Below are 24676 nucleotides of genomic sequence, written 5' to 3'. Positions count from 1 at the left end.
CTACCTTGTCGTAGTTATATAGTTGATAATGTAAGTAAAAAACTAAAATTATATGACATAGAAAGCAAATATATATGGGATAGGGGCAAACAGCAAGGGAAGATTAGGAACCTTTAGGTAATAAGAAAACGACCTGCAGCCTACAAACCGGGAAAAGACAAGAACAGCATCATGCAGTTTTAAGGGAGATAAAAGTGAATTTCAAAATTTACATTAAAAATGGATCGAGATGCATTCATGGCCTCTTCTCCGGTCGTTTCATGCGACTTTTTAATGTTTTGCAAGAGAGTGTTACCGGTATTGGGTCAGCCGAGTTTCCGTCCCAATAAAACGCCACATAGGCACAATGAACACCAATACCTTTCTCCCTATCGTCAAATAGCTCAGCCTCTTCCGGGAATTCATATATAATATTTTTGCACACGTTTTGATGTATTTAATGTTTCCCTTATTCAAATTTAGTTGAATCTTTTTAATTTTTTTAGATGACAACCACAGCCCTCAGATGGTATCGTGTAAGGTGCATATACACACAATATAATCTCACATGAACAACCTACATGACTGAAACCGAATTAATCATTACCAATCTTGAAAAATTAGCAGATTCTATTGTCGCTCTGTTTGGTAAAAACTGTGAGGCCTGTATTCATGACCTTCGTTCACTGCAGAAATCTCTGGTTTACATTGCCGGCAACGTGACCGGAAGATCTATTGGCGCTCCTGCAACGGATCTACTCAGCAGAAGGTTGAAACAGAACGCCGCCCCACAGGATATGCATAATTACAAAACCACGACCAGCGACGGCAGATCTCTAAAATCCAGTACCACCTTTATTTCAGACAGGAGCGGTAAACCAGTTGCCGCCTTCTGCATTAATTTTGATACCACGGAAATTTACAATGCCAGCCAGGCCTTAGCCCCTTTCCTGCATCTGGCAGAACAGAACAACAGCGAGAATCAGGAAACCTTTTCTCACTCCGTTGGTGAGACCGTTGAGGCAATTTTCAGCCAGGCTGTCGAAAGGGTCGGTAAGCACCCTGCTACCATGGGTGTAGAAGAAAAAACCCATCTCATATCCCTCCTCGAAGAAAATGGTACCTTCCAGTTCAAGGGTTCTGTTGAAGAGGTAGCGCATCTCATGGGAGTGACTAAGTTCACCGTTTACAATTACTTAAAAAAAGTACGCAATCACGCGTTAACATAAAAATCGAGGTAAATATGCACATAACAACGATATCCACTGAAAATGCACCCGCAGCCATTGGTCCATACTCCCAGGCCGTATCCGCCAACAACCTCCTTTTTATCTCGGGTCAACTCCCCATCGACCCCACAAGTGGATTGATGGTTGAGGGGGCAATCGGTATGAAAACCGAGCAAATTCTCAAAAACGCCGCAGCAATTGCAAAAGTAGCAGGCACATCTCTTACAAACGTGGTTAAAACCACGATTTTTCTAACCGACCTTGGCGACTTTACAGAGATGAACACAGCTTATGCAAAACACTTTACCGAGTCACCTCCCGCACGATCAACGGTTCAGGTTGCGGCCTTGCCCCTGGATTCAAACATAGAAATTGAGTTTATTCTTGCCATTTAGTCCGGCAGGCACCTTGTTCCAGGAGAAGTTTATGCGTTTTACGGTGAAAGACATTTTAGAGATGGAAGTAACCCTCGCCCTCGGCTGCACGGAGCCGGTTGCCATTGCCTTAGGAGCTGCTGCTGCCGCAACCCTCCTGCCCGAAAGGGAATTTGACTCTATTGAGATATGGATAGATCCCAATATCTATAAAAATGCCATGGCAGTTACGATCCCTGGAACAGGAGGCCTACAGGGCCTGGATACCGCGGCAGCTCTGGGGGCCTATGGCGGAGACCCCAAGCGTGATCTCGAAGTACTCGAAAGCGTTGACGAAGTAATTATCGCAAAGGCTCAGCAACTGCTCGCCGCAAAAAAAGTAAAGGTGAATTTAAGAGAAGAGGTCGGCCTGCACGTCCGAACCAGAATCATTGCGGGAACCAACAGCGCAGAATCCCTTATTATAGACTTGCACAACAACATTGTCAGCCTCAGTCTCAATGGTGTTCAGGTAACCGACTCACCTCTGCTCGCCTCAGTTAAAGGCAAAAATGGCAAAAGGACGCTTGCCGAGCTTGAAGAATGGTTGAGAGAACTGACACTTGATGAAATTTTAGAGCTCACCAACACCCTAGACGAAGACGATCTCAACTTTCTTCAGATTGGCGTCAACCACAACCTGGCTCTTGCAGAATACGGGCTGCAGCACGGAAGCGGTCTTGGAATTGGCAAGGCCATTGACCGGCTGATAAAACAAAAACTCATGGTCAAAGATATGTCCAGCTCTGCCAAGAGGCTCACATCGGCTGCTGCCGATGCGCGCATGGGGGGAGTAAAACTGCCTGCCATGAGTTCTGCCGGCAGCGGTAACCACGGACTTACCGCCATTCTGCCTATCTGGGCTATTAAGGATTTTATCGATCATGACCGCCAGACGGTTCTACGAGCCATCGGCCTGAGTCACATTGTCACAGCATATGTGAAAGCGCACACCGGCAGGCTTTCTGCGGTCTGTGGCTGCTCTGTGGCAGCAGGAGCAGGTGCCACGGCCGGCATTACCTATCTTGTCGGCGGCGACGTCCACCATATGGAGGGGGCCATTAAAAATATTCTGGAGGATCTCGCAGGAGTTATCTGCGATGGAGCAAAGGCCGGTTGCGCAATTAAACTCAATACCGCAGCAGGTGCAGCCGTGCAGGCCGCTCTTTTTTCCCTCCATGGTGTCAACGTGAAAGACACCGACGGAATCATCGGAGATTCAACGAGGAAAACCATCCAGAACATGGGGGAACTCAGTCACGATGGCATGGTTGCAACAGATAAAACCATCCTCAAAATCATGCTGGAAAAACAGATGACCCGGGAGAATAAGCAAGGGAAGTAACTCTATCGATCCCAGGCTCAATCCAGGAGGAAAATTGAGCCTGGGATCTGCTTGTATACAGCAGCTCCCTATAGAAACGAGAAGCTACCGGGGTTACTGTTAAGAATTTTTCTGGCACCACTCATAGGCATTTCTAAACATCTGCATCCATGGAGTCACCGTCAGGTCCTTCATCTCCTCCGGCAGAAAATGTGCCTGCCATGGTAAGACCACCCGCTCGGGATGAGGCATAAGGGCAAGATGCCGACCATCGCTGGAGCAGAGCCCTGCCAGCCCCAAAGTGGAACCATTGGGATTAAATGGATATTTTTCCGTGGCCTGCCCGTCATCATCGACATAGACCATAGGGGTCATACCGCTGCTGATAACCTTTTCAAGGATCGATGAATCGGGAAAATGCAATCTTCCTTCACCGTGATCCACATGGATGCCAAACACCGTGTCCTCCATACCCTGGAGCATCATCGCTTTACTTTTCTGCACTTTCACAGTGGTCCATCTTGATTCAAACCTGCCGGAGATATTGCTGATAAAACGTGGCTGTTTCTCGGGGACAAGTCCCACCTCAGGTATCCAGCCCAGCAGACCAAACAGCTGACATCCATTACAGATACCAAGGGTGAAGGTGTCTGGCCGCTCATAAAACTCGGTAAACATTTTCTTCAACCTCGGATTAAAGAGGATAGTGGCGGCCCAGCCCTTTGCAGACTCAGGAACATCCGCATAGGAGAATCCACCGACAGCCGCAAGTCCTCTGAAGTCATTGAGATTCACAGTACCTGCGAGCAGATCGTTCATACAAATATCCCACGGTTCAAAACCTGCAGAATAAAAGGCAGAAGTCATTTCACGATCCGAGTTCGACCCCTCATCCCGAAGGATAGCCACCTTAGGTTTGTCCGACCTGTCCAGCAGCTCAGCCGGAGCAGCTTCAGGGGTAAAGCTGAGGCGATATCCAGGGCCCTTGCGTGCATAGATCTCCACCTTTTCTTCCTTGGCACACTCGGGATTCATCTGGAGTTTTTCTAGCTGATGGGAGGTTTCTTCCCACCAGCCGCGCAGAACCACCATCTCCTCATCCACCACCTGATCTCCATTATAACTGATACGGATTTTTGAGTCGGTGGTTGAGTTCCCAATTTTCACACAAGCTGTACCATAACTTTCTAGAACAGACGCTGCCTCTTCAAGTTTTTCGGCATCACACTCGACAATCAGGCCAAGTTCTTCAGAAAACAGTTTTTCAAAAACAGTACAATGGCCTTCAAGCTCAATATCAAGACCACAATTACCACTAAAGGCCATCTCCAACAGGGTGGTAACCAGGCCACCATCGCTGCGGTCATGACCTGAACGGATCAGAGACTTGCCAATCAGCTCCTGGACTGCCAGAAAACCATTTTTGAGGGCTTTTCCATCATCCACATCAGGGCTCACATCTCCCATCTGCTGCATGACATGGCCAAGCGCCGTTCCTCCCAGGCGGTTCTTATCCCCACTGAGATCAATAAAAAGAAGCGGTGCACCTACATTTTTGATATCCGGGGTAATTTTCCTGGTAATATCAGGGATTGCGGCATAGGCTGAGATAACCAGCTCTCTTGGAGATTTGACCATTTCATCGCCGACCATTGTTGCCATGGAGAGGCTGTCTTTTCCGCCATCCACAGCCATACCAACATCGATCATCACATCACGCATGGCAGCAGCAGCATCGTAGAGTGCCGCTGCCTCTCCCGCAAGTTTGGGTGCCCACATCCAGTTTGCTGAGCACTTTACCTGTTCAATGTCTTCAATTTTAGCCCAGACAAGATTGGTAAGACATTCCCCCACCGCCATTCTGGCGCCTGCTGCGGGATCGAGCAGCATTTTTATAGACTGTTCCCCGATGGCAGTTGCGATACCGGTGGGGCCAAAATGACTCTGAGCGACCACCGCGACATCCCCCACGGTGAGCTGTAGAGGGCCACAACACTGTTGCTGTGCTATCAGGCCGGTAACCGCTCGATCCACCTTATTGGTTAAAAACCTTTTCGAGCCAACGGATACAAGCCGGAGCACATCGTGCAAGGCTGACATTACTGTCACGTCCGGGGAAATTTCAAGAGGCTTGCTGCCCAGAGGACGACGATGATCTTCAAATGTTTTCTGAGGTATTTCGCCTAAGAGTACAGGAAGATCAATGTTCACTGGAGTCGTATCATCATTGGAATCATGTACCACAAAACGAAGATCGCCTGTCACTTCCCCAAGGATCTCACAACCGACTTTTTCCCTTGTACAAATCGCCTGAAACCTCTCTATGTTTTCAGGACGAATAAGAAAGCCTGTCCTCTCCTGATACTCTGCCACATAAATCTCAAGAACGGACATGGTTGGATCGCCAACTCTGATATTACGGATCTCTACCCGGCCACCGGATTTTTCAACCAGCTCTTTCAAGACATTGGCAGGTCCGCCAGCCCCCTGGTCATGAATTACATCAATCAGGGTCTTGTCCCCCATCTCGTTGCAGGCCCGGATAACCCGGTTCATTTTCTGCTCCATCTCCGCATCGCCACGCTGAACGGCATTAAAGTCAAGAGTTGATTCGTTTTCTCCCTGCAGCATTGATGACGCAGCACCACCACCAAAACCTACCCGATAGGCAGGGCCACCGACCTGAACGATGATCATCCCTTTTTCTTCGGCTGCCTTGTCAGTGTGCCGACGGTCAAGCTGACCGACCCCTGCAGTGAACATGATCGGCTTGAGAAACCCCCAGCGTTCACCATTTTCAAGACGCATATCAAAGGATCGGGTAAACCCCTGAATAAGAGGCTCACCAAATTTATTGCCGTAATCAGAGGCACCATTGCTGGCCTCTATTTCAATCTCCAGCGGTGAGGCCAGGTTCTCAGGAACCGGATATTTCTTCTCCCAGGGCAGCTCGTACCCGGGAATATTGAGATTTCCAACACAATAGCCAGCGGTGCCTGCAATAACAAAACCTCCCTTGCCGGTCCCAAGAACGTCTCGAATCCTGCCACCGGTCCCTGTCTCTGCCCCGGGAAAAGGAGCAACCCCAGTGGGGAAATTATGGGTTTCTGCAGTAAGAAGCGGATTATAGTTGACCTTCACAGGAACAAAAGGAGATGGCTTCCCTGGTTCTCTTGGAATGATGGTGTCAATGTCATAACCGTCTATGACACTTGAATTATCCTTGAAAGCGACCAGGGACCCTTTAGGATGAGCAGTAAGGGTCTGTGTGACCAGCTCAAAAAGAGTATCATCCATCTCTTGGCCGTCAATGATCTGCCTGCCTTTAAAAAATCCATGGCGGGAGTGTTCGGAGTTGGCATTGTTAAGATCCATAATCTCAACGATGGTCGGATTTCGCTTCTGCTGGTTGACAAAATAGTCGTAGTACAGATTACGGTCCCACTCATCCATGGAAATACCCGGTAATTCGTTCAGGCCATCGGGTCCCTTGGACTTGAGATCAACCTCATACACCGCCTCAGGAACAACACCTGTCACAAAGGTGGTAAGCGGCGCCGGATAATGACATTCTGTCATGCGATCGTGATTGTTCTCGATAAACTCTTGGAGATCAACACCTTCGGGTACAAGATAGCGTCTGGACCGTTCGACCCGTGTCACCATCTCAAGACCTGTTGCCTGACAGATCGAGACCATATTGGAGGACCAGGCTGTGGCAAAATTCATCCTCGGACCAACCTCAACAACCCTGTCTCCTGACAGTACAGGTTCTACCTGAACGGTTTCGACCAATAGCCCCTCGGCCAGGATAAGACGAAGGCGAATCATTTCTTCCTGAGTGAGGTCTCTGTTTGATTCAACATTAAAACAATAGGCCTTGTTTTCGTCTATTTTGCGATAGAGCTGTGTGACTTTCACACCCATGATATTTTCCTTTATATTGAGAAGCAGTTAAAACAGATTATGAACTGTTGTGTATATATTGGGGAACATTACAGACTGGTCTTTTTCTTCATGCAGTATCAGCGAGGTTACACATTTTTGCAGCGTATAGTAGCATTAATGTCCTAAAGTTTCTCCATGAATTTAGTCTTGCTGGGGTCTTTTTCAAGGATAATTGTTTATAACGCAGCAGGGGAGAGATGAAGTCTTTTCTCGTTTTTTGTGGTTTTTATCTCTTCAGAGATTATTGGTATAAAAATCACGTTCATGACTTCAGCGGCCAGAACACATCTATTACCGGTGTAATAGTACATGTATTTCCATGGGCAGAAGCAGTGGAAAAAGATACTTCTTTAAAAATGAAAAAAAAACTAGAACAACTCGAAAAAGAGCGAGACCAGCTGCGCCAGGATCTTGAAACAGCCAAAAAACAGATCCGCTCCCTGCAACAACATACCAGAGCGACATCGGCACTTTTACAGGAGACCAACGATAAACTGCGCTTCTTCCATGAACAAAAACGCCTGGAAGATCTTTCCAAATCAGATTTTCTGGCAAATATGAGCCATGAGATCAGAACTCCCCTGAACATTATCCTTGGTATGGCCCATCTGCTTGCGGAAACCGCCCTTACCCCACCTCAGCAGCAGTACCTCAACAGCCTCAGGCTAACGGGTAAACAATTACTGGATATTCTGAACAATATCCTTGAATTTTCAAGAATTGAGGCGGGTAAAATATCCTTTGAACCGGAGCCCTTCAGCCTGCAAGAAATCATCAACCAGATCGAGACTTCAGCCCTGCCGCTTTGTCTGCCGAAAAATCTCCATTTCCTCGTCCAGCATGACTCGTTACTTGTTATGGAACGCGTCGGGGATTCTTTGAAAATATTCCAGATTCTGCTCAATCTTATCAATAATGCCGTAAAATTCACCAAGTCGGGAAGCATTACACTCACCATAGCGGAAAATGAAGGACAACAGGAGAACCTCATTTTCAGTGTACAGGACACAGGTGTCGGCATCTCAAAAGATCAGCAAAAGGTTATTTTTGACCGATTTACCCAAGCCAACGATTCTCTCTCCCAGCAGCATCGAGGTGCAGGCCTTGGTCTGGCTATCAGCCAGAAGCTGACAGAAGCCATGGGCGGCCAGCTCACAGTTGAATCCCGTTTCGGCCACGGATCCACATTTCGTTGCTCGCTTCCCGTTCCGCAGGTTGTTGTCTCGGAAAGACGAAAAATTCGTTTTGATACGCATCTCATTTTGCCGGAAAATTTCCCGAAAATGACGATTCTGGTCGTCGATGACATTTTGGAAAATCTTGAAGTTCTCAAAGTATACCTGAAGGATTATCCGGTAAATGTATATACCGCAGAAAACGGGCAGGAAGCGCTCGATCGATTACGCGAGACGACATTTGATATCATCCTCATGGATATCCGCATGCCTGTCATGGATGGTATAACCGCAACAAGCACCATCCGAAAGCAGGAACATGATACAGATACCCCTGTAATCATACTGGCCATTACAGCCCATGCCTTCCAGGAACAAAAAAACAAATTTTTGAAGCTTGGCTTTGACGGAGTACTGACAAAACCATTTTTCAAACGGGAGCTTATTCAGGCTCTCTTCAGATTTTCCAGCAAACAGGAAGTGGTTCCGCCACCGGTTGAAATGGGAAATAAGGCCATCGGCTACTGTCTTGAAAATGAAAAAGCAGAAGAGATCCCAGCAAACCTGACGGAACTTCTACCGCAAATATTCCAGACAATTACAAAAGATGTAGAGGTGCTGAAAAACGCTCTTCAGGCAATGGATCACTCCCTGATTTACAGCACCTGTCACGCTCTGACGGGAGTTTGCGGCATGTTTGGATTCAGGCGACTGGCGGCACTTATCACCGATTTATCAAGTAACGTTAAGGCGAAAAACTATCTCCTGGCCGAAGAACTTATCAAAGCGCTTGAAATGTACCTCACCCAGCTGCAGAAACCGCAGACAATAGTGCCTATCGTCGACTCAGACATATATGTTCAAGATGAGGCCCGACTTTTTTCCAGTCAACACATGGACGACTAAACCCTTTTACTTCGATGAGAGGACAGCCAAAGGCCGCATCATCAACGTATATTTCTCCGTAGGCCTTGGGACTATTGGTCCAGGAGTCCTGGTCGGGATTTCTATTTACCCCATAGAGCACCACTCCATTTTCTTCTAAATAATCAACTGCTTCCTGCAAAAGATTTCGGCCTTTTTGACTCTCACCACGCATGGTAAACAGGATGAGCCGCACTCCGTATCTTTGTAATTTTTTTAACCAGGTTATCGCTCCCGGAACGGCTTCACCTATTTCAGGGTATCTATGATCGACAATAGTTCCATCAAAATCTACACATATGTACATCGTATTCTCCATTTAATACATCACGTTCATAACTGCGCTTATTTTAATGCACCCTCGTCAGTTTACAAGTTTTGTCCTGTTACAAATCAACAATCAGATGCTTTTACCTGTTGAAATATCATGTTTTTTTTCAGGTTTTGAATTAAAGTGAATTCATCGGCTGGACGACTTCACCCTTATTCACCAGGCTCAAACAGGCCTCAGACCACAATCTTGGAACTGCTGATGACAATACCGTATAAATTTGATCGCATGGAGTTTTCCGGTTCACTGGGCGATCTCGGCACCCTTCTGCCTCTGGCCATGGGAATGATCGTTGTAAACGGCATGTCGGCTACAGGTATTTTCTTTACCATCGGCCTTTTTTACATCGGGGCAGGGCTCTACTTTGGGGTTCCTGTTCCTGTACAACCGATGAAAGCTATCAGTGCCTATGCCATAGCAACGGGTATTTCGGCAACTCAGATCAGCAGCTCAGTAGCTCTTACTTCCCTGTTTCTCTTTATTATCGGGCTCTCAGGAGGGATTAATCTTATTGGCAGGATGATACCCAAGGCGGTGATCAGAGGGATTCAGGTCTCAACCGGAACCCTCCTTATGATGCAGGGTTTAAAACTGATCATCGGCACTTCTTCCCAACAGCTCGCCGCGGGTTCAGCAGAACCTTTTCTTAAGATAAGTGCCCTTGGCCCACTGCCCATCGGCGTACTCCTTGGAACGGCTGGCGCTCTGCTCACCCTGTTGCTGATGCACAATAAAAAATACCCAGCAGCTCTGGTCCTGATTTCAGCAGGGTTTCTCGTTGGTATATTTTGGGGTAAAAATGGGATAACTACTGCAGTTCAGTTCGGCTTTCATCTTCCGGAGTTGCTTCCCTTTGGCCTCCCCAGCCAACCTGACCTGGTGATCGCCTTTTTTGTTCTGGTACTCCCCCAATTGCCCATGACCATCGGCAACGCAATCATTGCCAATGCAGACCTCTCTAAAGACTACTTTGGAGAAGAATCAAAAAAAGTCACCTACAAAGCAACAACACTGAGCATGGCTCTGGCAAATAGCCTATGCTTTCTCCTCGGCGGCATTCCACTTTGCCATGGTGCAGGAGGGCTTGCCGCGCACTATAAATTTGGAGCACGTACAGGTGGCTCCAATGTAATAATCGGAATAATCTTTCTCTGTTTTGCACTCTTTCTGGGACAACATGCCACTGCAATTCTTCACCTGCTGCCCACCTCCATCCTCGGCGTCCTGCTGGTCTTTGCTGGTAGTCAATTAAGCCTGTCTATTCTTGATATGATGGTGCAAAAAGAGATGTTTGTGGTTCTGCTGATTCTCGCAATCACTCTTACCACAAGCCTGTCCTGGGGCTTTACTGTTGGCCTTATCATTGCTCATCTTTTAAAAGCCGACAAAATCAGCATTTAACCAAGGGCAAAACCTGTCTTTGCTATTCCGGCCAGGCCAACAAAAATAAAACTGTAGAGGGAGACCAAAAACATACAGCTCAGGACAAATGCGCTGGGAAGATTGGCCAGTTTTTCCCGCATCTGGTAGGCAAAGACTGACAACATACCAACAACAGGCAGGAGATAACGACCCTGGGCCTGAAAATCGACAGTCCATGAGTGATAGAGAGTTGCCGTAGCCAAAAGGACCGCACTTCCCACTGTTATCAGCAAAAGAGTCACCCCCTCCCATCCGCCATTTTTAATGGTAAAAAATGAAATCACCAGAAATACAACAACCGCCAGATAGCGGACAAAGTCATAATACCCCAATGACGCGGCAACAGAGGTATATCCGTATTCCCCAAAGGAGGTGCGAAACATTTTTTCAGCCCACAGATGACCTTTGATAATTGTCTTCAGGGTTATCCCTCTATCTTTCATCTGCAGATAGAACAATTTCTTGTCAAGTGGTGTACTTGGTTTATATAGCTCGTGGGCGTACATTTCTCTTGCTTCCAGAATTTTTTCACTCTTTTTAAAATCATATATGGCACTGTCATAAACACGGATTCCGGCAAAAATAGAGAGGCCTGCAAGGGCCACCAGAGCTACACGTAAAAATGTCGATTTACCGCAAAAGGTTTTTTTATAGAGGAGCCTCCAGAGAAAATAGAGGAAGATAAATACACCAAAAAAGTAGAAATTCACCTTTAGGAGCAACAGTACTATCAACAAGATCACGATGCCAGCTAACTCCCACCACCTGCAACCGGGACCATCTACTGTAAGAAGCCTGTTCCATGCAGATTTTTCCACTACCATCTGATAGGCAACAAGAAGAATCACCACCAGCGCGAAACCCTCAGAATTAAAATAGCTGAAGATATACCAGATCTGTGGTGACAGCAGCAGTGGTACCAAAAGGAGACGAAAAGGTTTCTTATAGAGGGCAATTAGCAGCAAAAAGGCAAAAAGGCACACATTAAAATAGCGAAATACCAGATAGTTTGGCAGCTGAAGCGGTTCGAGTATTCGGGCAAACTTTCCGGCGAAAAAATAAGAAATCTCCCCGGTATTCAGCCTTGACATGCCATAGGGACTGTAGGTGTCGGCCACTGCAGGGTCGCCGATCTGCGGTGGAATATTATGGTCAATATAATATTTCGCAGAATTCACATGAATCTCTTCATCAGGATGCTGATTGTACTTACTCACCCCTGCCATCACCGCAATAAGCGTCAACACAACAAGTCCTGCTGAGAGCAAAAATCTCGCATGAGCTGCCATCTTTCCCGAGGCCAGAACAATAGCAAAGGCCAGGAGAGCCAGGAGGAGGTTGCGCACCAACTGGTCAACAACAATGTTTTCAGGTTGCAGAGGAGGAAGCTGGTAAAACAGATTAGGATCCTGAGAAGAGGGCTTTACCAGAAAACCTTTCTCTGAATAGGAGAAATCCTCTATGCCACCACCTGCCACAATTTTTTCAAACTGGCTGGGAGAACTTATCTGTATGGGCACAAAACCCGGCTGAGAAATTACAAGAGCTTCGACCTGGACATTTGCTATTTCCTCTGAGGTATCAATACGTAATTCCTTGATCTTCTTCAAATTTGCCAGTCGCAGAGAGTAGTGATTTTTGCCTGGCTTTATGAGTATCTCAGCCATCTTGTCTTCCGACCAGCTTTTACTGGAATCACTGTAATAGATCTTAAATTTTGTTCTGTTATCTGTGGTAAGCTGGATATCCACCACGGCAAGGCTTGTGACCAGAAAATGGTATAGAGCAATGAATATGAGAGAAAGTGAAACCCCTCGTAATACGTTTTTTAGATTAATCGCATTTTCCATCTGTAGTAGTCTCGCCAATCAAGATTAAAGATAAGTGACCCCTGCCCATTATTTACGCTTCCTGCCGCTCTACATACCACGGCAAAGGAGTTGCTGTAAAGCCGTCTGACGTTTACAGCCGTCTTCCTGCTGCACTGCCATGGCAAGAGCCTTTCTGGTGCCTACACAAACGGCAAGCTTTCGTGCTCTGGTAAGGCCTGTATAAATTAAGTTTCGAAACAGCATTTTAAAATGCTGGGTAAGAAGCGGCATAATGACCGCCTCAAATTCACTCCCTTGAGATTTATGAATAGTTATCGCATAAGCAAGATCTAATTCCAGCATATCATCCTTTTTATAGATAACCTCCCGATTATCTGGAAAGAATTGTACTACGCAACCAAGCTCTGCGGTGTCAATACTCGTAATATTGCCAATATCGCCATTAAAAACATTGAGCTCATAATTATTTCTTCTGTGGATAACCCGGTCGCCCTCACGGAGAACCCGTTCACCTATCACGACCTGCGCCTTTCCAGCTCGCTCTGGATTAATGGCATTTTGTATAACCTTGTTCAGGTTCACGGTACCCAGACTTCCACGGGTCATCGGAGAGAGTATCTGGATCTCAATACCTGCTCCGTAATATTTGGGAATCCAGTCCGTATACAGCCGTATAACAGCGTCAACTGCTGAAAAGCCAAAATGCAGGGTCGACCACGGATGGATTTTTTTCACAACAGCCTTGAGTTCATTGACCGCAGTCTCAGCCCTGCTCACCTCAAGAAGATCCACATGTTGAAATTTTGCAGGCACAACAAAGGACTGCTCATAGGAAGATACAATGGGCTCTGCCGTACCATATAAAAGAGGCTCTTCCTGCGAAGTCATTTCTTCCCGCGCCTCAAGATCAAAACCTTTCAGTTTCTTCACCCTGCTGATAAAGTTCATCTGTTCCTGGGTTGCTTCATCCGAATCAAAAAAAAGACAATCTTCTCCGGTTTTCCACAGCTCAGGTTTTTTGAAAGGAGATTCAATCCGAGGCGTTCTTCCGTTGTTTATTTCGTGGGCATAATGAATTATTTTAGAGGCTTTTGCCTGGCGAAATATTTCCGTAAGCCGGGAGACCATAACGGCCCCTGAGGAGATTATATCCCTGAGCACATTGCCAGCCCCAACCGATGGCAACTGGTCAGCATCCCCGATAAAAAGGACCTGACAAGCAGGGGGGACTGCTCTGAGCAGTGAGGCAGTAAGAGAGATATCGAGCATCGAGCACTCATCCACGATCAGACAGTCCGCACGAAGAGGCTGCTGCTCATTGCGCTGAAACCCACCATTTTGCCATTCCAGTAACCGATGCAAGGTCTTGGCTTCCCGACCAATCACCTCACTCATCCGCTGAGCTGCCCGCCCTGTAGGAGCAGCCAGAACAACGTGGACTCCAAGAAACTCAAGAAGTCGCACGATAGCCAGAGTAGTGGTGGTTTTCCCACAGCCCGGCCCACCCGTCAATACAGAAAAGTTGTACGTAGCAGCCGTTTTCACCGCCGTCATCTGCTCTTTGCTCAGACGTATTTTTTGGCCGTTGCAATACTTTTCAATCCATTGGGCTGCACCAGCCACCTTCGTTCTGCCAGGCAGGTTGATCATTTCCCGTAATTTACCGGCTACATATTCTTCATCATAATACAAGGTTTTAGAATAGTAACAATTTTTCGGAATCTGGTTTTCTTCAAGAACCCGCAGCTTAAGCTGGTTGGTCGATTCCATGTGAGCCAGGAGTTCTGCAAGACGCTCATCAAGGCTGAGTTCCAACAGTTTTTCAATACCTGCTGCTATCTGCTCGTAGCTGAGAAAACAGTGACCATCATCCCTGGCAGAGGCGAGGATATGTCTAATAGCTGCACTAAGCCGCTGATCACTCTCCTTATCAAGGCCAATGGAGAGTGCTACTTTATCGGCTGAGAAAAAGCCGATCCCATAAAAATCACTGGCCAGCCTGTAGGGGTCAGCTACAACCTTTGCAATAGCCTCCTCTCCATATTTCTTATATATACGGACGGCAAAAAGGGTTGAAATACCATGGGACTGTAAGAACATCATCACTTCTCGTACAGCACGATGTTCCCGCCAGGCGACTTCAATCATCAGAAGCTTTTTTTTGGCTATTCCTTCAACTTCGACCAGCCTGCCGATATCATTTTCAAAAATCTCTAGGGTATGTTCTTTAAAATAGTTGACGATTCTTCTGGCGGTTTTCGGTCCGACACCTTTAATAAGGCCAGAGCCAAGATATTTTTCAAGGCCGGCACTGGTCGCCGGCTTTTTCTCTATGGCCCGATCGGCCTTAAATTGCCGGCCAAACTGGGAGTGATGGGTCCAGGTTCCAAAAAACTCAACTGTAGCTCCGGCAAAGACCTTTGTCTGATGCACAGTGACCGTTTCAAGTGATGCGGGACTATTGAAGGGAGAAACGCGTAATACAGACCAACCGTTCTCAGAATTATGGTAAGTGACCCGCTCGACGATACCGTATAGTTTTTCTTCTAATTCTGCCATTTTCCGTGCTTACAGCTTTTATGGCCTGTTGATCCCAGCAACAAAAGAAAACAGTTCAGCAAAGTTCTTCAGGAACATGCAGCTATCTTCCGGCTCCTGATGCCTGCTCTTTGAGCCCCGCCATCATCTGTGGAATCTGGGCAATTTTTTCTTCATCATCTGAATCAAAGCAGTCTATCAATCGGCCATTAAACATGACCCCAATACGATCAGATAGTGCAAGGGCCTCTGCAAGATCGCCTGTTACAAGGAGAATTCCTGCAATCTCGCGCGCATTGAGCAGCAGATTCCAGATATCCTCTGTAGCAGCAATATCCAGTCCCTGGGTGGGTTGTTCGGCTACAATAAGGCGAGGTTTTCTATAAAATTCCCTGGCAAGCACCATTTTTTGCAGGTTGCCCCCCGATAGTTGCCAGGCAAAGGCCTTGAGGTTTGGAGGGCGGATGTCAAACTCCTCCACCAGATAGTCGGCCTTTTCCCTGGCCTGTTCACGGTAAAGCCAAGGTCCCCTGGTAAAACCTTGACGGGTTGTCAGCAAAAAATTATCAAGCAGATCAAGTCCCTGGCAGGTGGCAAGGCCCTGTCTATCTTCAGGGATATAGGACAAGACATTATCCCACTCCATACTTGAAAAGAATTTCTTCCACTCGGCACCAAGGATTTTGATACAATCCTTTTTAGGTTTTTTCAGACCGCAGATAGTTTCGACCAGGTTTTTCTGACCATTACCGGCAACTCCAACGAGCCCTAAAATTTCCCCCTGGCGAAGCTCCAAATCAACATTCTGGAGTAATTCATCGCTCAGCTGTGCCACTTTTAACACGACCTGTCGAGGCTCCATCGGTATTCTATCCACCTGGAGCAGCACCTCACGCCCCACCATCCGTTCTGCAAGTTCGGCGGTGGAGGCAACATCTTTGGTCGCCACAGTGTCTACGACCGCCCCTCTTCTGAGGATGGCAATATTGTTTGCAATGGCCATAACCTCTTCGAGCTTATGGCTGATAAAAACTATGCCCTTGCCTCTTTTAACCATCTCATGCATGGTCAAAAAAAGATTGTCCGCCTCTTTAGGGGTGAGTACCGCAGTAGGCTCATCGAAAATGAGAACAGTCGACTCTCTATGCAACAGCTTTAAAATTTCAACCTGCTGTCTCTCACCCATTGACAGATCTGAGATACGGGCGGCCGGATCTATGCGCATCCCATACTGCGCTGCCAATTCCTTCACCTCGGCCTGCATCTTGGACCAGTTGAGCCAGAAGCCTCCCCTGGCCCCAAGAAATACATTCTCTGTCACTGTCAGCCCCTGCACCAGCTTGAAATGCTGGTAGACCATGCCAATGCCACACCCGATTGCCTTTTCTGTCGTATCAAGTACGACCTGTTTTCCCTCAAAGAAAATCGACCCCTTATCCGGCTGCAGTTGTCCGGCAAGAATAGACATTAATGTTGATTTTCCTGCACCATTTTCTCCAAGCAGGGCAAGGATCTTGCCCTTTTCTATATCGAGACTGACATCACGATTGGCATGAACATCACCAAAGGATTTCGATATTCCGGCAAGTCGAATGAGTGGTGGTACAGCAGTTGACATAATCAGGCCTTCTCCCGCCCTGCAAGTGGGGTTACAAACTGCGATTCCGTATCCCATGGAAATAAAATCCAGGTGTCCTGGCTCACCTCGGTGACAAAGGTGTCTACCAGGGGTCGGCCAGCAGGTTTCGCATAGACCGTCGCAAAATGGGCCTTGGGTAGAATCTCTTTAACCAGCTGGGCGGTTCGGCCAGTATCAACAAGGTCGTCTATCAGCAGATAGCCTTCACCATTCCCCTCAACGGTCTTCAAGATATCAGCCTCATCTTTTTTATCCTTCCAGTCATAACCGGAAATGCAGATGGTATCCACCAGGTGGATGTCAAGCTCCCGGGCAATAATTGCAGAGGGAACAAGGCCACCACGGGTGATTGCGATGATCCCCTTAAAATAACCCATATCCAGCAACCGCCAGGAAAGTGCTTTGGAATCCCGATGTAACTGATCCCAGGAAATAGGGTAGGTCTTTCTATACGTTGAGTTTGTGGACATAGGTTTCTCCAATAAACTGGTACAGCCTGACTGACAGGCTCAATATATTTTCTAAATGTTCCATTCACCTTAATGGTAAAATCAGCTCTCATACTCAAACAACAGCTAAAACGTCCAGTGAGCATGCACACCATCAAAAATCATTATTCTGTTTTCATACCCGCAGCAATCAGTCCACAGGCTCGATATTCACTCCCAACGCCCCGGGTTCATCGCTGCTGCCTTTTTTCCACGAGGAAAGAACCAGTACAAGAACGGTCAAGGCGTAGGGAAGCATCAGCAGCAGCGAAGACGGTAATTGAGTGCCTGATGCCTGTAAACGAAGCTGCAGGGCCATGACACCGCCAAAGAGATACGCCCCAAAGACCGCCCGTCCCGGCCGCCAGAAAGCAAAAATCACTAGTGCCACCGCAATCCAGCCCCGGCCTCCGGTCAGATTCGTGGTCCAGAGATGGGTATATGCAAGAGACAGATAGGCTCCACCTAAACCCATAAAAAAACCTCCAACCAGAATCCCAACCCAGCGATATAATAACACGTTCAGCCCTGCTGCAGTTGCCGCAGCCGGATACTCCCCTACCGCTCTGAGACTGAGACCATATCGGGTTTTCGCAAAAAATAGCCACATCAGAAAAGGAATACAATAGCTGAAATAGACAAGCAGGTCTTGCTGAAAAAATATCTTGCCTAAAACAGGTATTTCAGAAAGTACAGGAAGTGCGAGTGGATTAAACCCAGGTGCCGACAAACCAACGTAGGCAGTACCTAAGTAATTTGCAAGACCTGCCCCGAGAATAGTGAGAGCCAGACCTGAGACCACCTGATTTCCCTGAAACCAGAGACAGACAACACCGTGGATTGAGGTGGCAAAACTACCAACTACACCCGCCGCAAGAAATCCGATAACGGGGCTGCCGGTAAATTTTGCAACCATAAACCCGGCAAGGGCTCCAAGAATCATGGCACCTTCAACACCAAGGTTGAGTACTCCCGATTTTTCCGTAAAGATTTCACCAAGGGTGGCATAAAGAATAGGGGTGCCCGACTGTACCGCGGCCGCGAGAAGGGATATGATAATTTCTGTTGTCATCGAATCCTCTTTCTCTCAATTTTGTAATGGGTAAACAGACCGCCCGCAAGTACTGTGAGAAGAATAAGCCCTTCGAGTATCCCACCAAATGCTGCCGGCACCTGCAAATCGAGCTGCAGATTTTCCACTCCGACCCGCAAGCCGGCAAGGAGAATTGAGGCGATACCTATACTAAGAGGATTTAAACGGGCCAGCCAGGCAACGACAATGGCGGTGTAACCGTAGCCTACCATTATGGAAGGCTGCAGTCTATTTACCGTGGCCGACGCCTCAAGAAACCCTGCCCATCCGGCAAGGGCTCCACTCATGACCATGACCAGCATTACCAGGCGGTCGTAAGGAATCCCGGCATAACGGGCAGCGGCCACGTTATCACCGGCAGCTTTCAGTTCAAAACCAAGCCTCGTAAATTTCAAAAAACCCCACATCAAAAAACCAAGACCGAGGCAATGGAAAATTCCCCAGTTTATGGAACTGCTGCCAATTTTGCCAACCACAGCATTATCGGAAAAGGCCGGAGTCATAGGAAAACCAAAGCTGGTAGGGTCTTTCCACACGCCGTATACAAGGTAGTCAAGAAAAAGAATAGCAACATAGTTCATCATCAAGGTGACGATGATCTCGTTGGTTCTCAGTTTTTGCCTGAGAAATGCAGGGATAAGCCCCCAGAAACCGCCGGCAGCCGCTGCCATGGCAATCATTGCGGGAAGGAGAAAATATGCGGGCCAATCCGGATAGGAAAGGGCAACCCAGGTAGCCCCGACCGCTCCGAGGGCAAACTGACCTTCCGCCCCGATATTCCAGACTTTCAGGCGAAAAGCAATCGCAACGCCAAGTGAACAGAGGAAAATTGGAATGGCCTTCAGCACGCTGTCTTCAAAGGCCCAGCGTGAACCAAAGGCTCCATGAAAAAGCGTGGAAAGCCCCTTAACAGGAGGCGTACCTCCTAAAAATAACAGAAAACCACTCAGCGCCAGTGAGAGTGCCAGCGCCAGAACTAAAACAAGACAGGAGCCCCCCAATCCAAGAGGCTCCTGTCTTTTTGCAATACGCATGTGAAGCATATGGCTTCTATCCGGTTGCCCTTTTCAGGGATCCAAAATTATTGTTTTTGGTACAGAGTTAAAACTGATACCCTTAGGGAGCCTCAGCTAAAAGTCACAGATGAAGAAGGCCCCGCCTTCATCATTTGTGACCTTCACAACTTCCCACCATGTACGAAGCATTCAGACGCTAATTATTCAGTAGTGCCCACAACACCCTGGACAAACCAGGTCATGCCAAGAAGATCTGCATCAGGAGCTGCAACCCCTTCAGCAATCTTTACCGCCCCACTCTGATCTTTTATCGGCCCGACAAAAACTTTTTTTGCACCCGAGATGATCTCAGCCTTTACAGTATTGACAGCATCCTGCACATCCTTGGGAACCATAGGACCAAATGGTGCCAGATCGACAATACCTTCAGCAAGCCCAGGCCATGCTGACTCTGCCTTCCAGGTGCCGTTTCTTACAGCCTCCACAACCTTGGTATAATAAGGAGCCCAGTTCCAGACAGTGGCGGTCAGGTGGGCCTTGGGAGCAAACGACGACATATCGGAATTATAACCGATGGAATAAACGCCTTTTTCCTCTGCAGCTTCCTGTGGCCCTGGAGAATCCTGATGCTGGGCGATAACATCTGCACCGACGTCAAGAAGGGATTTAGCCGCCTCTTTTTCGGTGGCGGGGTCGTACCAGGTCTTGGTCCAGACCACCCGTACCGTTGCATCCGGATTGACCGACTGGGCACCAAGTGTAAAAGCGTTTATTCCACGGATAACCTCAGGAATCGGAAATGCAGCCACATAGCCAATGATATTGGATTTGCTCATTTTACCAGCCACAATACCCGAGAGATATCTAGCCTGATACATCCGTCCAAAATAGTTGCCCATATTTTCAGACTGTTTGAAACCTGAGCAGTGGAGAAAGGCAACTTTAGGGAACTGCTTGGCGACTTTGAGCATCGGATCCATATAGCCAAAACTCGTGGCAAAAATGACATCGTAGCCTTTTCGCGCCATATTCAGGATCACCCGCTCAGCATCCGGCCCCTCTGGAACGGATTCAACATAGGATGTCGTCACCCCGTCCATTGCTTCCACAGCCTGACGGCCGAGGTCGTGGGCATAAGAATATCCGGCATCACCTATTGGCGAAACGTAAACGAAACCTACCTTCATCTCTTTCTCAGCGGCGTTTGCCGTTGAGAGAAACAGAGATAAAGTTAACAGCAATACAACTTTTAACATTTTCATGTGTTCTCCTCCTCAAGTCAGTTCATACGAAGTACGTATACGATTCCCGAACATCTCTATTTTCTATAATACCTGCTTTAAGAACAACTTCGCCCGTTCTTCGGTTGGGTTGGTGAAAAAGTGTTCCGGCGTACCCACCTCAACAACCTTTCCTTCATCCATGAAAATAACCCGATCGGCGACCTCGCGGGCAAAGCCCATTTCGTGGGTCACCACGATCATGGTCATCCCTTCTCTGGCTAGTTGCTTCATAACATCGAGAACTTCGCCAACCATCTCAGGGTCAAGTGCCGACGTCGGCTCGTCAAATAACATCACCTTCGGGTCCATCGCCAGAGCCCTGGCAATGGCCACCCGCTGCTGCTGACCACCGGACAATCTTGACGGATACTCGCCGGCTTTATCATGAATTCCAACCTTTTTCAACAGGGCATATGCTTTTTCTTCGGCGACTTTTTTGCTTCGTTTACGCACTTTGCACTGGGCAAGCGTCAGGTTCTCCACCACCGTCCTATGGGGAAAAAGGTTGAATTGCTGAAAAACCATACCAACTTCCGCACGGATTTTGTTGATGTTGGTTTTTTTATCAGCGAGATCAACCCCATCGATGATGATATGACCATCTGTAAAAGCCTCAAGCCCGTTAATGCATCTCAGAAACGTTGATTTCCCAGAACCGGAAGGACCGATGACAACGACGACCTCTCCTGGTGCAACCTCAGTGGAAACCCCATCTACCGCACGCACAACACCGGCACGGCTTTTAAATATTTTGACCACATTCGTAGCTTTAATCACTGATGGCAAACCTCCGTTCCATGTAGTAGACAACTTGTGACAATACGGACGTTATCAGCAGATACATAGCAGCAACAACCAGCCACACTTCAAAAGTTGCAAATGTTGAGGTAATGATTTCCCGCCCTGACTTTGTCAGATCAGTAATGGCAATGACGGAGACCAGAGACGAATCCTTAATCAGACTGATAAACTGCCCCGAAAGGGGAGGAAGAATCTTTTTAAACGCCTGGGGCAGAATCACTTCCACCATAGTTTGAAAAGCGGTCATGCCAAGAGATCTTGCCGCTTCTGTCTGGCCTTTTGGAATCGCCTGAATTCCTGCCCGTACAATCTCGGCCACATAGGCTCCGGCAAAAAGTGCGAGGGCGCCAATACCGCAGACGTTTCGACTCAGGTTAAAAACAGTCCCGAGAAAAAAGTAGGCAAGAAAGATCTGAACCAGAAGCGGGGTTCCACGGATACACTCCACATAAATCATTGCCAGACCGCGTAGAGTGAAGTTTTTAGATATCCTGGCCAGGCCGGTTGCCAGACCGAGAAAAAGTGCAAAAACGCTGGAGACAGCCGACAGCCACAGCGTTGTCCATAGACCAAGCATCAGAGGCCCAAGACGCCATTCCTTTATAAAACCAACGGTGTCTCCCTCAAAAAGGTCTTCACCTTCATCTACTCGCAACGTATCCGTTGCAATAGTAAGGGTCAGTTTTTCCTCATTCTCGGAAATAAGACTGACTTTCGTTGTTTTTCCTGATGTTTTGACGGTGTCAACAACACCATCAAAGGGAATTTTTTGAGGATCTTCAGCGTGGTATAAAAAGTATTGGGGAACTCTGTACCAACGCCACTGGTAGTCTATCTTCTGAACCGCACCCCAGGTACCGGCAGCCACCACGAGCAGAATGGCTACCAGCAACAGTTTCCAGGGCCACGTTTTATCTGTGGCTATCAAAATAGTGATTCCTTTTCTTACTGGATTTCTTTCATCCAGGCAGAATCCTGGAACCACTTCTGGTAAATTTTGTCATATACACCATCATACTTGACCTGGTTCATAAAGTTATTCAGCCAATTGAGAAAATCAGCATCGCCGCGCTTAATGGCCCAGGCAAGAGGCTCTTTGGTGAAAGGTTCGTCAAGGTGAACAATTTTACCATCACCTTTCTGACCAACAGCAATTGCGTTGAAAGGAAGGTCATAGATAAAGGCATCAATCTTACCGTTTACAAGCTCCATAACTCCTTCCTGCTCGGTTTCATAGGAGATATATTTGGCATTACCTATCATACGTTTGGTCGCTTGCTCTCCGGTGGTGCCGAGCTTGGAGGCAACGGTATATTTAGGATCATCAAGGTCTTTATAGGATTTGACACTGTCTGCCAGTTCTTTTTTCAAGAGAATTGATTGACCGATCAAAATATAGGGAGTAGCAAAGTTTACGGAGAGATTGCGTGCCTGGGTCAGGGTCATACCGGACATGATGATATCAAATTTATCGGTGAGAAGAGCGGGGATAATACCGTCCCAGGCAGTTGAAACCAGCTCCAGCTCAACCCCCATGGCCTTTGCCATTCTTTTTGCCATATCAACATCAAAACCGATGATCTCACCTTTTTTATTGGTCAGCTCAAAAGGCATATAACCGGGCTCCATTCCAACCCGAAGAGATCCGCGTTTTTGAATTTCTGCCAGTGTATCAACTGCAAAAACAGACCCGCTGGTAAAGGTGACAACCGCCAGGACGACGGCCAACAATAGGGTAATTTTTTTCATCTACATCTCCTTTTTTCTTTTTTCTTTTCTTAAGGGGACCCCCCTTAAAGCCATGACCGCATACTCTGAACCGGAGCAATGAACAACAAACCATACAAGCCCTCGGGGAAAACAACCTCAAAGGGGCTAATACACCCGCTGAATTACCTGTAATTCCTTTGTGGGTAACAAAATCCACCCTAAAACTCAAGGACAAACTTACATTTTTGAGTGTTCCATCTCTTAGGCAACAGATTCGTCAAAGCCAACCATAAAAAACAACAGTTTTGTAATGAACAGTCCCAATGTAGGGACTTTTTAACTCTTCATGCTAGCAGAGCAAAATCCTCTCCATATTTTCAAGAAAATTTATCTATAGATTATCCCAGCCGGTGTACTATAGTGCTGCAAAATTTAACAATCGAAGTGCAGGAACCGGCTTCTATCTTCACTTGAAAAAAAGTCAAACAAAGGTATTCAATGAAAAATGTTATCATTTCAGGCTCTCTGGCCTACGATCGAATCATGAATTTCTCTGATAACTTCTCAGACCATATCCTTCCGGATAAAATTCATAGCCTCAACGTCTGTTTTCAGGTCGACGGCGTCACTGAAAATTATGGGGGAACAGCCGGGAATATTGCCTACGCCCTTAACCTCATGGGAGTGGCTCCCCAGTTTTCAGCCACCATTGGCAGTGATCACCACAAATATTTTGAATGGCTGAAACGTAACAACATTGCCACAGACGGCATAAAGGTTATAGACGTTGAGCTCACAGCCGGCGCCTACATCACAACGGACATCAGCAATAACCAGATCACAGGTTTTAACCCGGGTGCCATGAAATATTCTTCCGGGCTCGACGTTGCCGGACTCTCTCCGGAAGAAGACCTGCTCCTGGTCTCCCCTGGCAATCTCGATGATATGATCAACTACCCAAAACAGTGTAAAAAACTTGGTATTGAGTATATTTTCGATCCCGGTCAGGCACTGCCTATGCTTCAGGGTAAGGATCTCGTCGAGGTGATTTCCGGCTGTTCTATCCTCATCGTCAACGACTATGAGTTCAACCTCATCCAGGATAAAACCGGCTGTTCCAAAGATGAACTCCTCAAGTTAGCCCATACGACCATTGTCACCCTCGGAGATAATGGTTCCGAACTGTATAACGGCACCGGCATGACACCCATCAAAGCCTTTAAGGCCGCCCGGGTTGTTGACCCAACAGGGGCCGGAGATGCATTTCGAGGCGGACTCATCAGTGGCCTTCTCAAGAAAAAAAGTTTGAAGGAAAGCGCCACCCTGGGCAGTGTATGTGCGTCCTTTGCCGTTGAGAGCAATGGTACCCAGGTTTACAGCTTTACCCCGGAAGAGTTCAACAGGCGCGCAACTGAAGGTTGATTGTAATCCTGGATTGTTTTTACTCCCTTACAGCTTGGCTTCTTGTCTTTTTTTTTGCGTGAAACCAAGCTGTCCCAAGGTAGAAATCTCCTGTCTGGTGGAAGGGGTC

General features: G+C 47.4%; 18 protein-coding genes. 6 read left to right on the top strand and 12 right to left on the bottom strand.

From position 1 onward, the window contains the following. Positions 1-560 precede the first annotated feature (560 nt). The 3 genes from FCL48_RS07965 to FCL48_RS07955 are packed head-to-tail and all read left to right on the top strand — an operon-like array spanning position 561 to position 2966. Positions 561-1208, top strand: coding sequence for a transcriptional regulator (locus FCL48_RS07965; protein WP_136871735.1), 648 nt, complete (start codon positions 561-563; stop codon positions 1206-1208). A gap of 14 nt (positions 1209-1222) precedes the next feature. Further along, positions 1223-1603, top strand: coding sequence for a RidA family protein (locus tag FCL48_RS07960; protein WP_136871734.1), 381 nt, complete (start codon positions 1223-1225; stop codon positions 1601-1603). A gap of 31 nt (positions 1604-1634) precedes the next feature. Then, positions 1635-2966 carry a serine dehydratase subunit alpha family protein gene (locus FCL48_RS07955; RefSeq protein WP_136871733.1) on the top strand — a complete coding sequence of 444 codons (1332 nt, stop codon included), beginning with the start codon at positions 1635-1637 and terminating at the stop codon, positions 2964-2966. A gap of 99 nt (positions 2967-3065) precedes the next feature. On the opposite strand, the gene purL is transcribed toward FCL48_RS07955, so the two are convergent. Next, positions 3066-6872, bottom strand: coding sequence for a phosphoribosylformylglycinamidine synthase (gene purL / locus FCL48_RS07950; protein WP_136871732.1), 3807 nt, complete (start codon positions 6870-6872; stop codon positions 3066-3068). Between the two features lie 218 nt (positions 6873-7090). Between purL and FCL48_RS07945 the strand changes: the two genes are divergently transcribed. Further along, positions 7091-8974 carry an ATP-binding protein gene (locus tag FCL48_RS07945; protein WP_136871731.1) on the top strand — a complete coding sequence of 628 codons (1884 nt, stop codon included), beginning with the start codon at positions 7091-7093 and terminating at the stop codon, positions 8972-8974. On the opposite strand, the gene FCL48_RS07940 is transcribed toward FCL48_RS07945, so the two are convergent. Next, positions 8904-9299, bottom strand: coding sequence for a hypothetical protein (locus tag FCL48_RS07940; RefSeq protein WP_136871730.1), 396 nt, complete (start codon positions 9297-9299; stop codon positions 8904-8906). The genes FCL48_RS07945 and FCL48_RS07940 overlap by 71 nt on opposite strands. A gap of 225 nt (positions 9300-9524) precedes the next feature. On the opposite strand from FCL48_RS07940, the gene FCL48_RS07935 reads away from it, so the two are divergent. Further along, complete coding sequence (locus FCL48_RS07935) at positions 9525-10724, top strand: putative sulfate/molybdate transporter (RefSeq protein ID WP_136871729.1); 1200 nt, start codon at positions 9525-9527, stop codon at positions 10722-10724. Here the strand turns inward: FCL48_RS07935 and FCL48_RS07930 are convergent. The 10 genes from FCL48_RS07930 to FCL48_RS07885 all read right to left on the bottom strand — a co-directional run bounded on the left by FCL48_RS07930 (position 10721) and on the right by FCL48_RS07885 (position 23184). Further along, the gene (locus tag FCL48_RS07930; RefSeq protein WP_136871728.1) at positions 10721-12595 is read right to left on the bottom strand and encodes a hypothetical protein; all 1875 of its coding nucleotides are present in this window, start codon (positions 12593-12595) and stop codon (positions 10721-10723) included. The genes FCL48_RS07935 and FCL48_RS07930 overlap by 4 nt on opposite strands. A 69-nt stretch (positions 12596-12664) precedes the next feature. Continuing rightward, positions 12665-15136 (bottom strand): AAA family ATPase, encoded by a 2472-nt coding sequence (locus tag FCL48_RS07925; RefSeq protein ID WP_136871727.1) that lies wholly within the window; start codon positions 15134-15136, stop codon positions 12665-12667. A gap of 82 nt (positions 15137-15218) precedes the next feature. Continuing rightward, positions 15219-16733 carry an ABC transporter ATP-binding protein gene (locus tag FCL48_RS07920; protein ID WP_136871726.1) on the bottom strand — a complete coding sequence of 505 codons (1515 nt, stop codon included), beginning with the start codon at positions 16731-16733 and terminating at the stop codon, positions 15219-15221. A gap of 2 nt (positions 16734-16735) precedes the next feature. Further along, positions 16736-17224 (bottom strand): xanthine phosphoribosyltransferase, encoded by a 489-nt coding sequence (gene gpt, locus FCL48_RS07915; RefSeq protein WP_136871725.1) that lies wholly within the window; start codon positions 17222-17224, stop codon positions 16736-16738. A gap of 169 nt (positions 17225-17393) precedes the next feature. Then, positions 17394-18314 (bottom strand): ABC transporter permease, encoded by a 921-nt coding sequence (locus FCL48_RS07910; RefSeq protein ID WP_136871724.1) that lies wholly within the window; start codon positions 18312-18314, stop codon positions 17394-17396. Continuing rightward, positions 18311-19378 carry an ABC transporter permease gene (locus FCL48_RS07905; RefSeq protein ID WP_136871723.1) on the bottom strand — a complete coding sequence of 356 codons (1068 nt, stop codon included), beginning with the start codon at positions 19376-19378 and terminating at the stop codon, positions 18311-18313. The genes FCL48_RS07910 and FCL48_RS07905 overlap by 4 nt, the downstream gene beginning before the upstream one ends. Positions 19379-19551: 173 nt before the next feature. Then, on the bottom strand, positions 19552-20613 hold the full coding sequence (locus FCL48_RS07900) for a BMP family ABC transporter substrate-binding protein (RefSeq protein ID WP_205747668.1): 1062 nt from the start codon (positions 20611-20613) through the stop codon (positions 19552-19554). 63 nt (positions 20614-20676) lie between these two features. Next, on the bottom strand, positions 20677-21411 hold the full coding sequence (locus FCL48_RS07895) for an amino acid ABC transporter ATP-binding protein (RefSeq protein ID WP_205747667.1): 735 nt from the start codon (positions 21409-21411) through the stop codon (positions 20677-20679). After that, positions 21404-22363 (bottom strand): amino acid ABC transporter permease, encoded by a 960-nt coding sequence (locus FCL48_RS25400; RefSeq protein WP_136871722.1) that lies wholly within the window; start codon positions 22361-22363, stop codon positions 21404-21406. Before FCL48_RS25400 ends, FCL48_RS07895 begins: the two co-directional genes overlap by 8 nt. Positions 22364-22380: 17 nt before the next feature. After that, entirely contained in the window at positions 22381-23184 is an 804-nt protein-coding gene (locus tag FCL48_RS07885; RefSeq protein WP_136871721.1) for a transporter substrate-binding domain-containing protein, read from the bottom strand. A 459-nt stretch (positions 23185-23643) separates the two neighbouring features. On the opposite strand from FCL48_RS07885, the gene FCL48_RS07880 reads away from it, so the two are divergent. After that, positions 23644-24567, top strand: a complete 924-nt coding sequence (locus tag FCL48_RS07880) for a carbohydrate kinase family protein (RefSeq protein ID WP_136871720.1) — start codon at positions 23644-23646, stop codon at positions 24565-24567. Positions 24568-24676 lie beyond the last annotated feature (109 nt).

The organism is Desulforhopalus sp. IMCC35007, assembly GCF_005116575.1.
Lineage (GTDB): Bacteria > Desulfobacterota > Desulfobulbia > Desulfobulbales > Desulfocapsaceae > Desulforhopalus_A.
The sequence above is the reverse complement of the archived record's forward strand: the minus strand, read 5'-3'. Positions and strand labels throughout refer to the sequence as shown.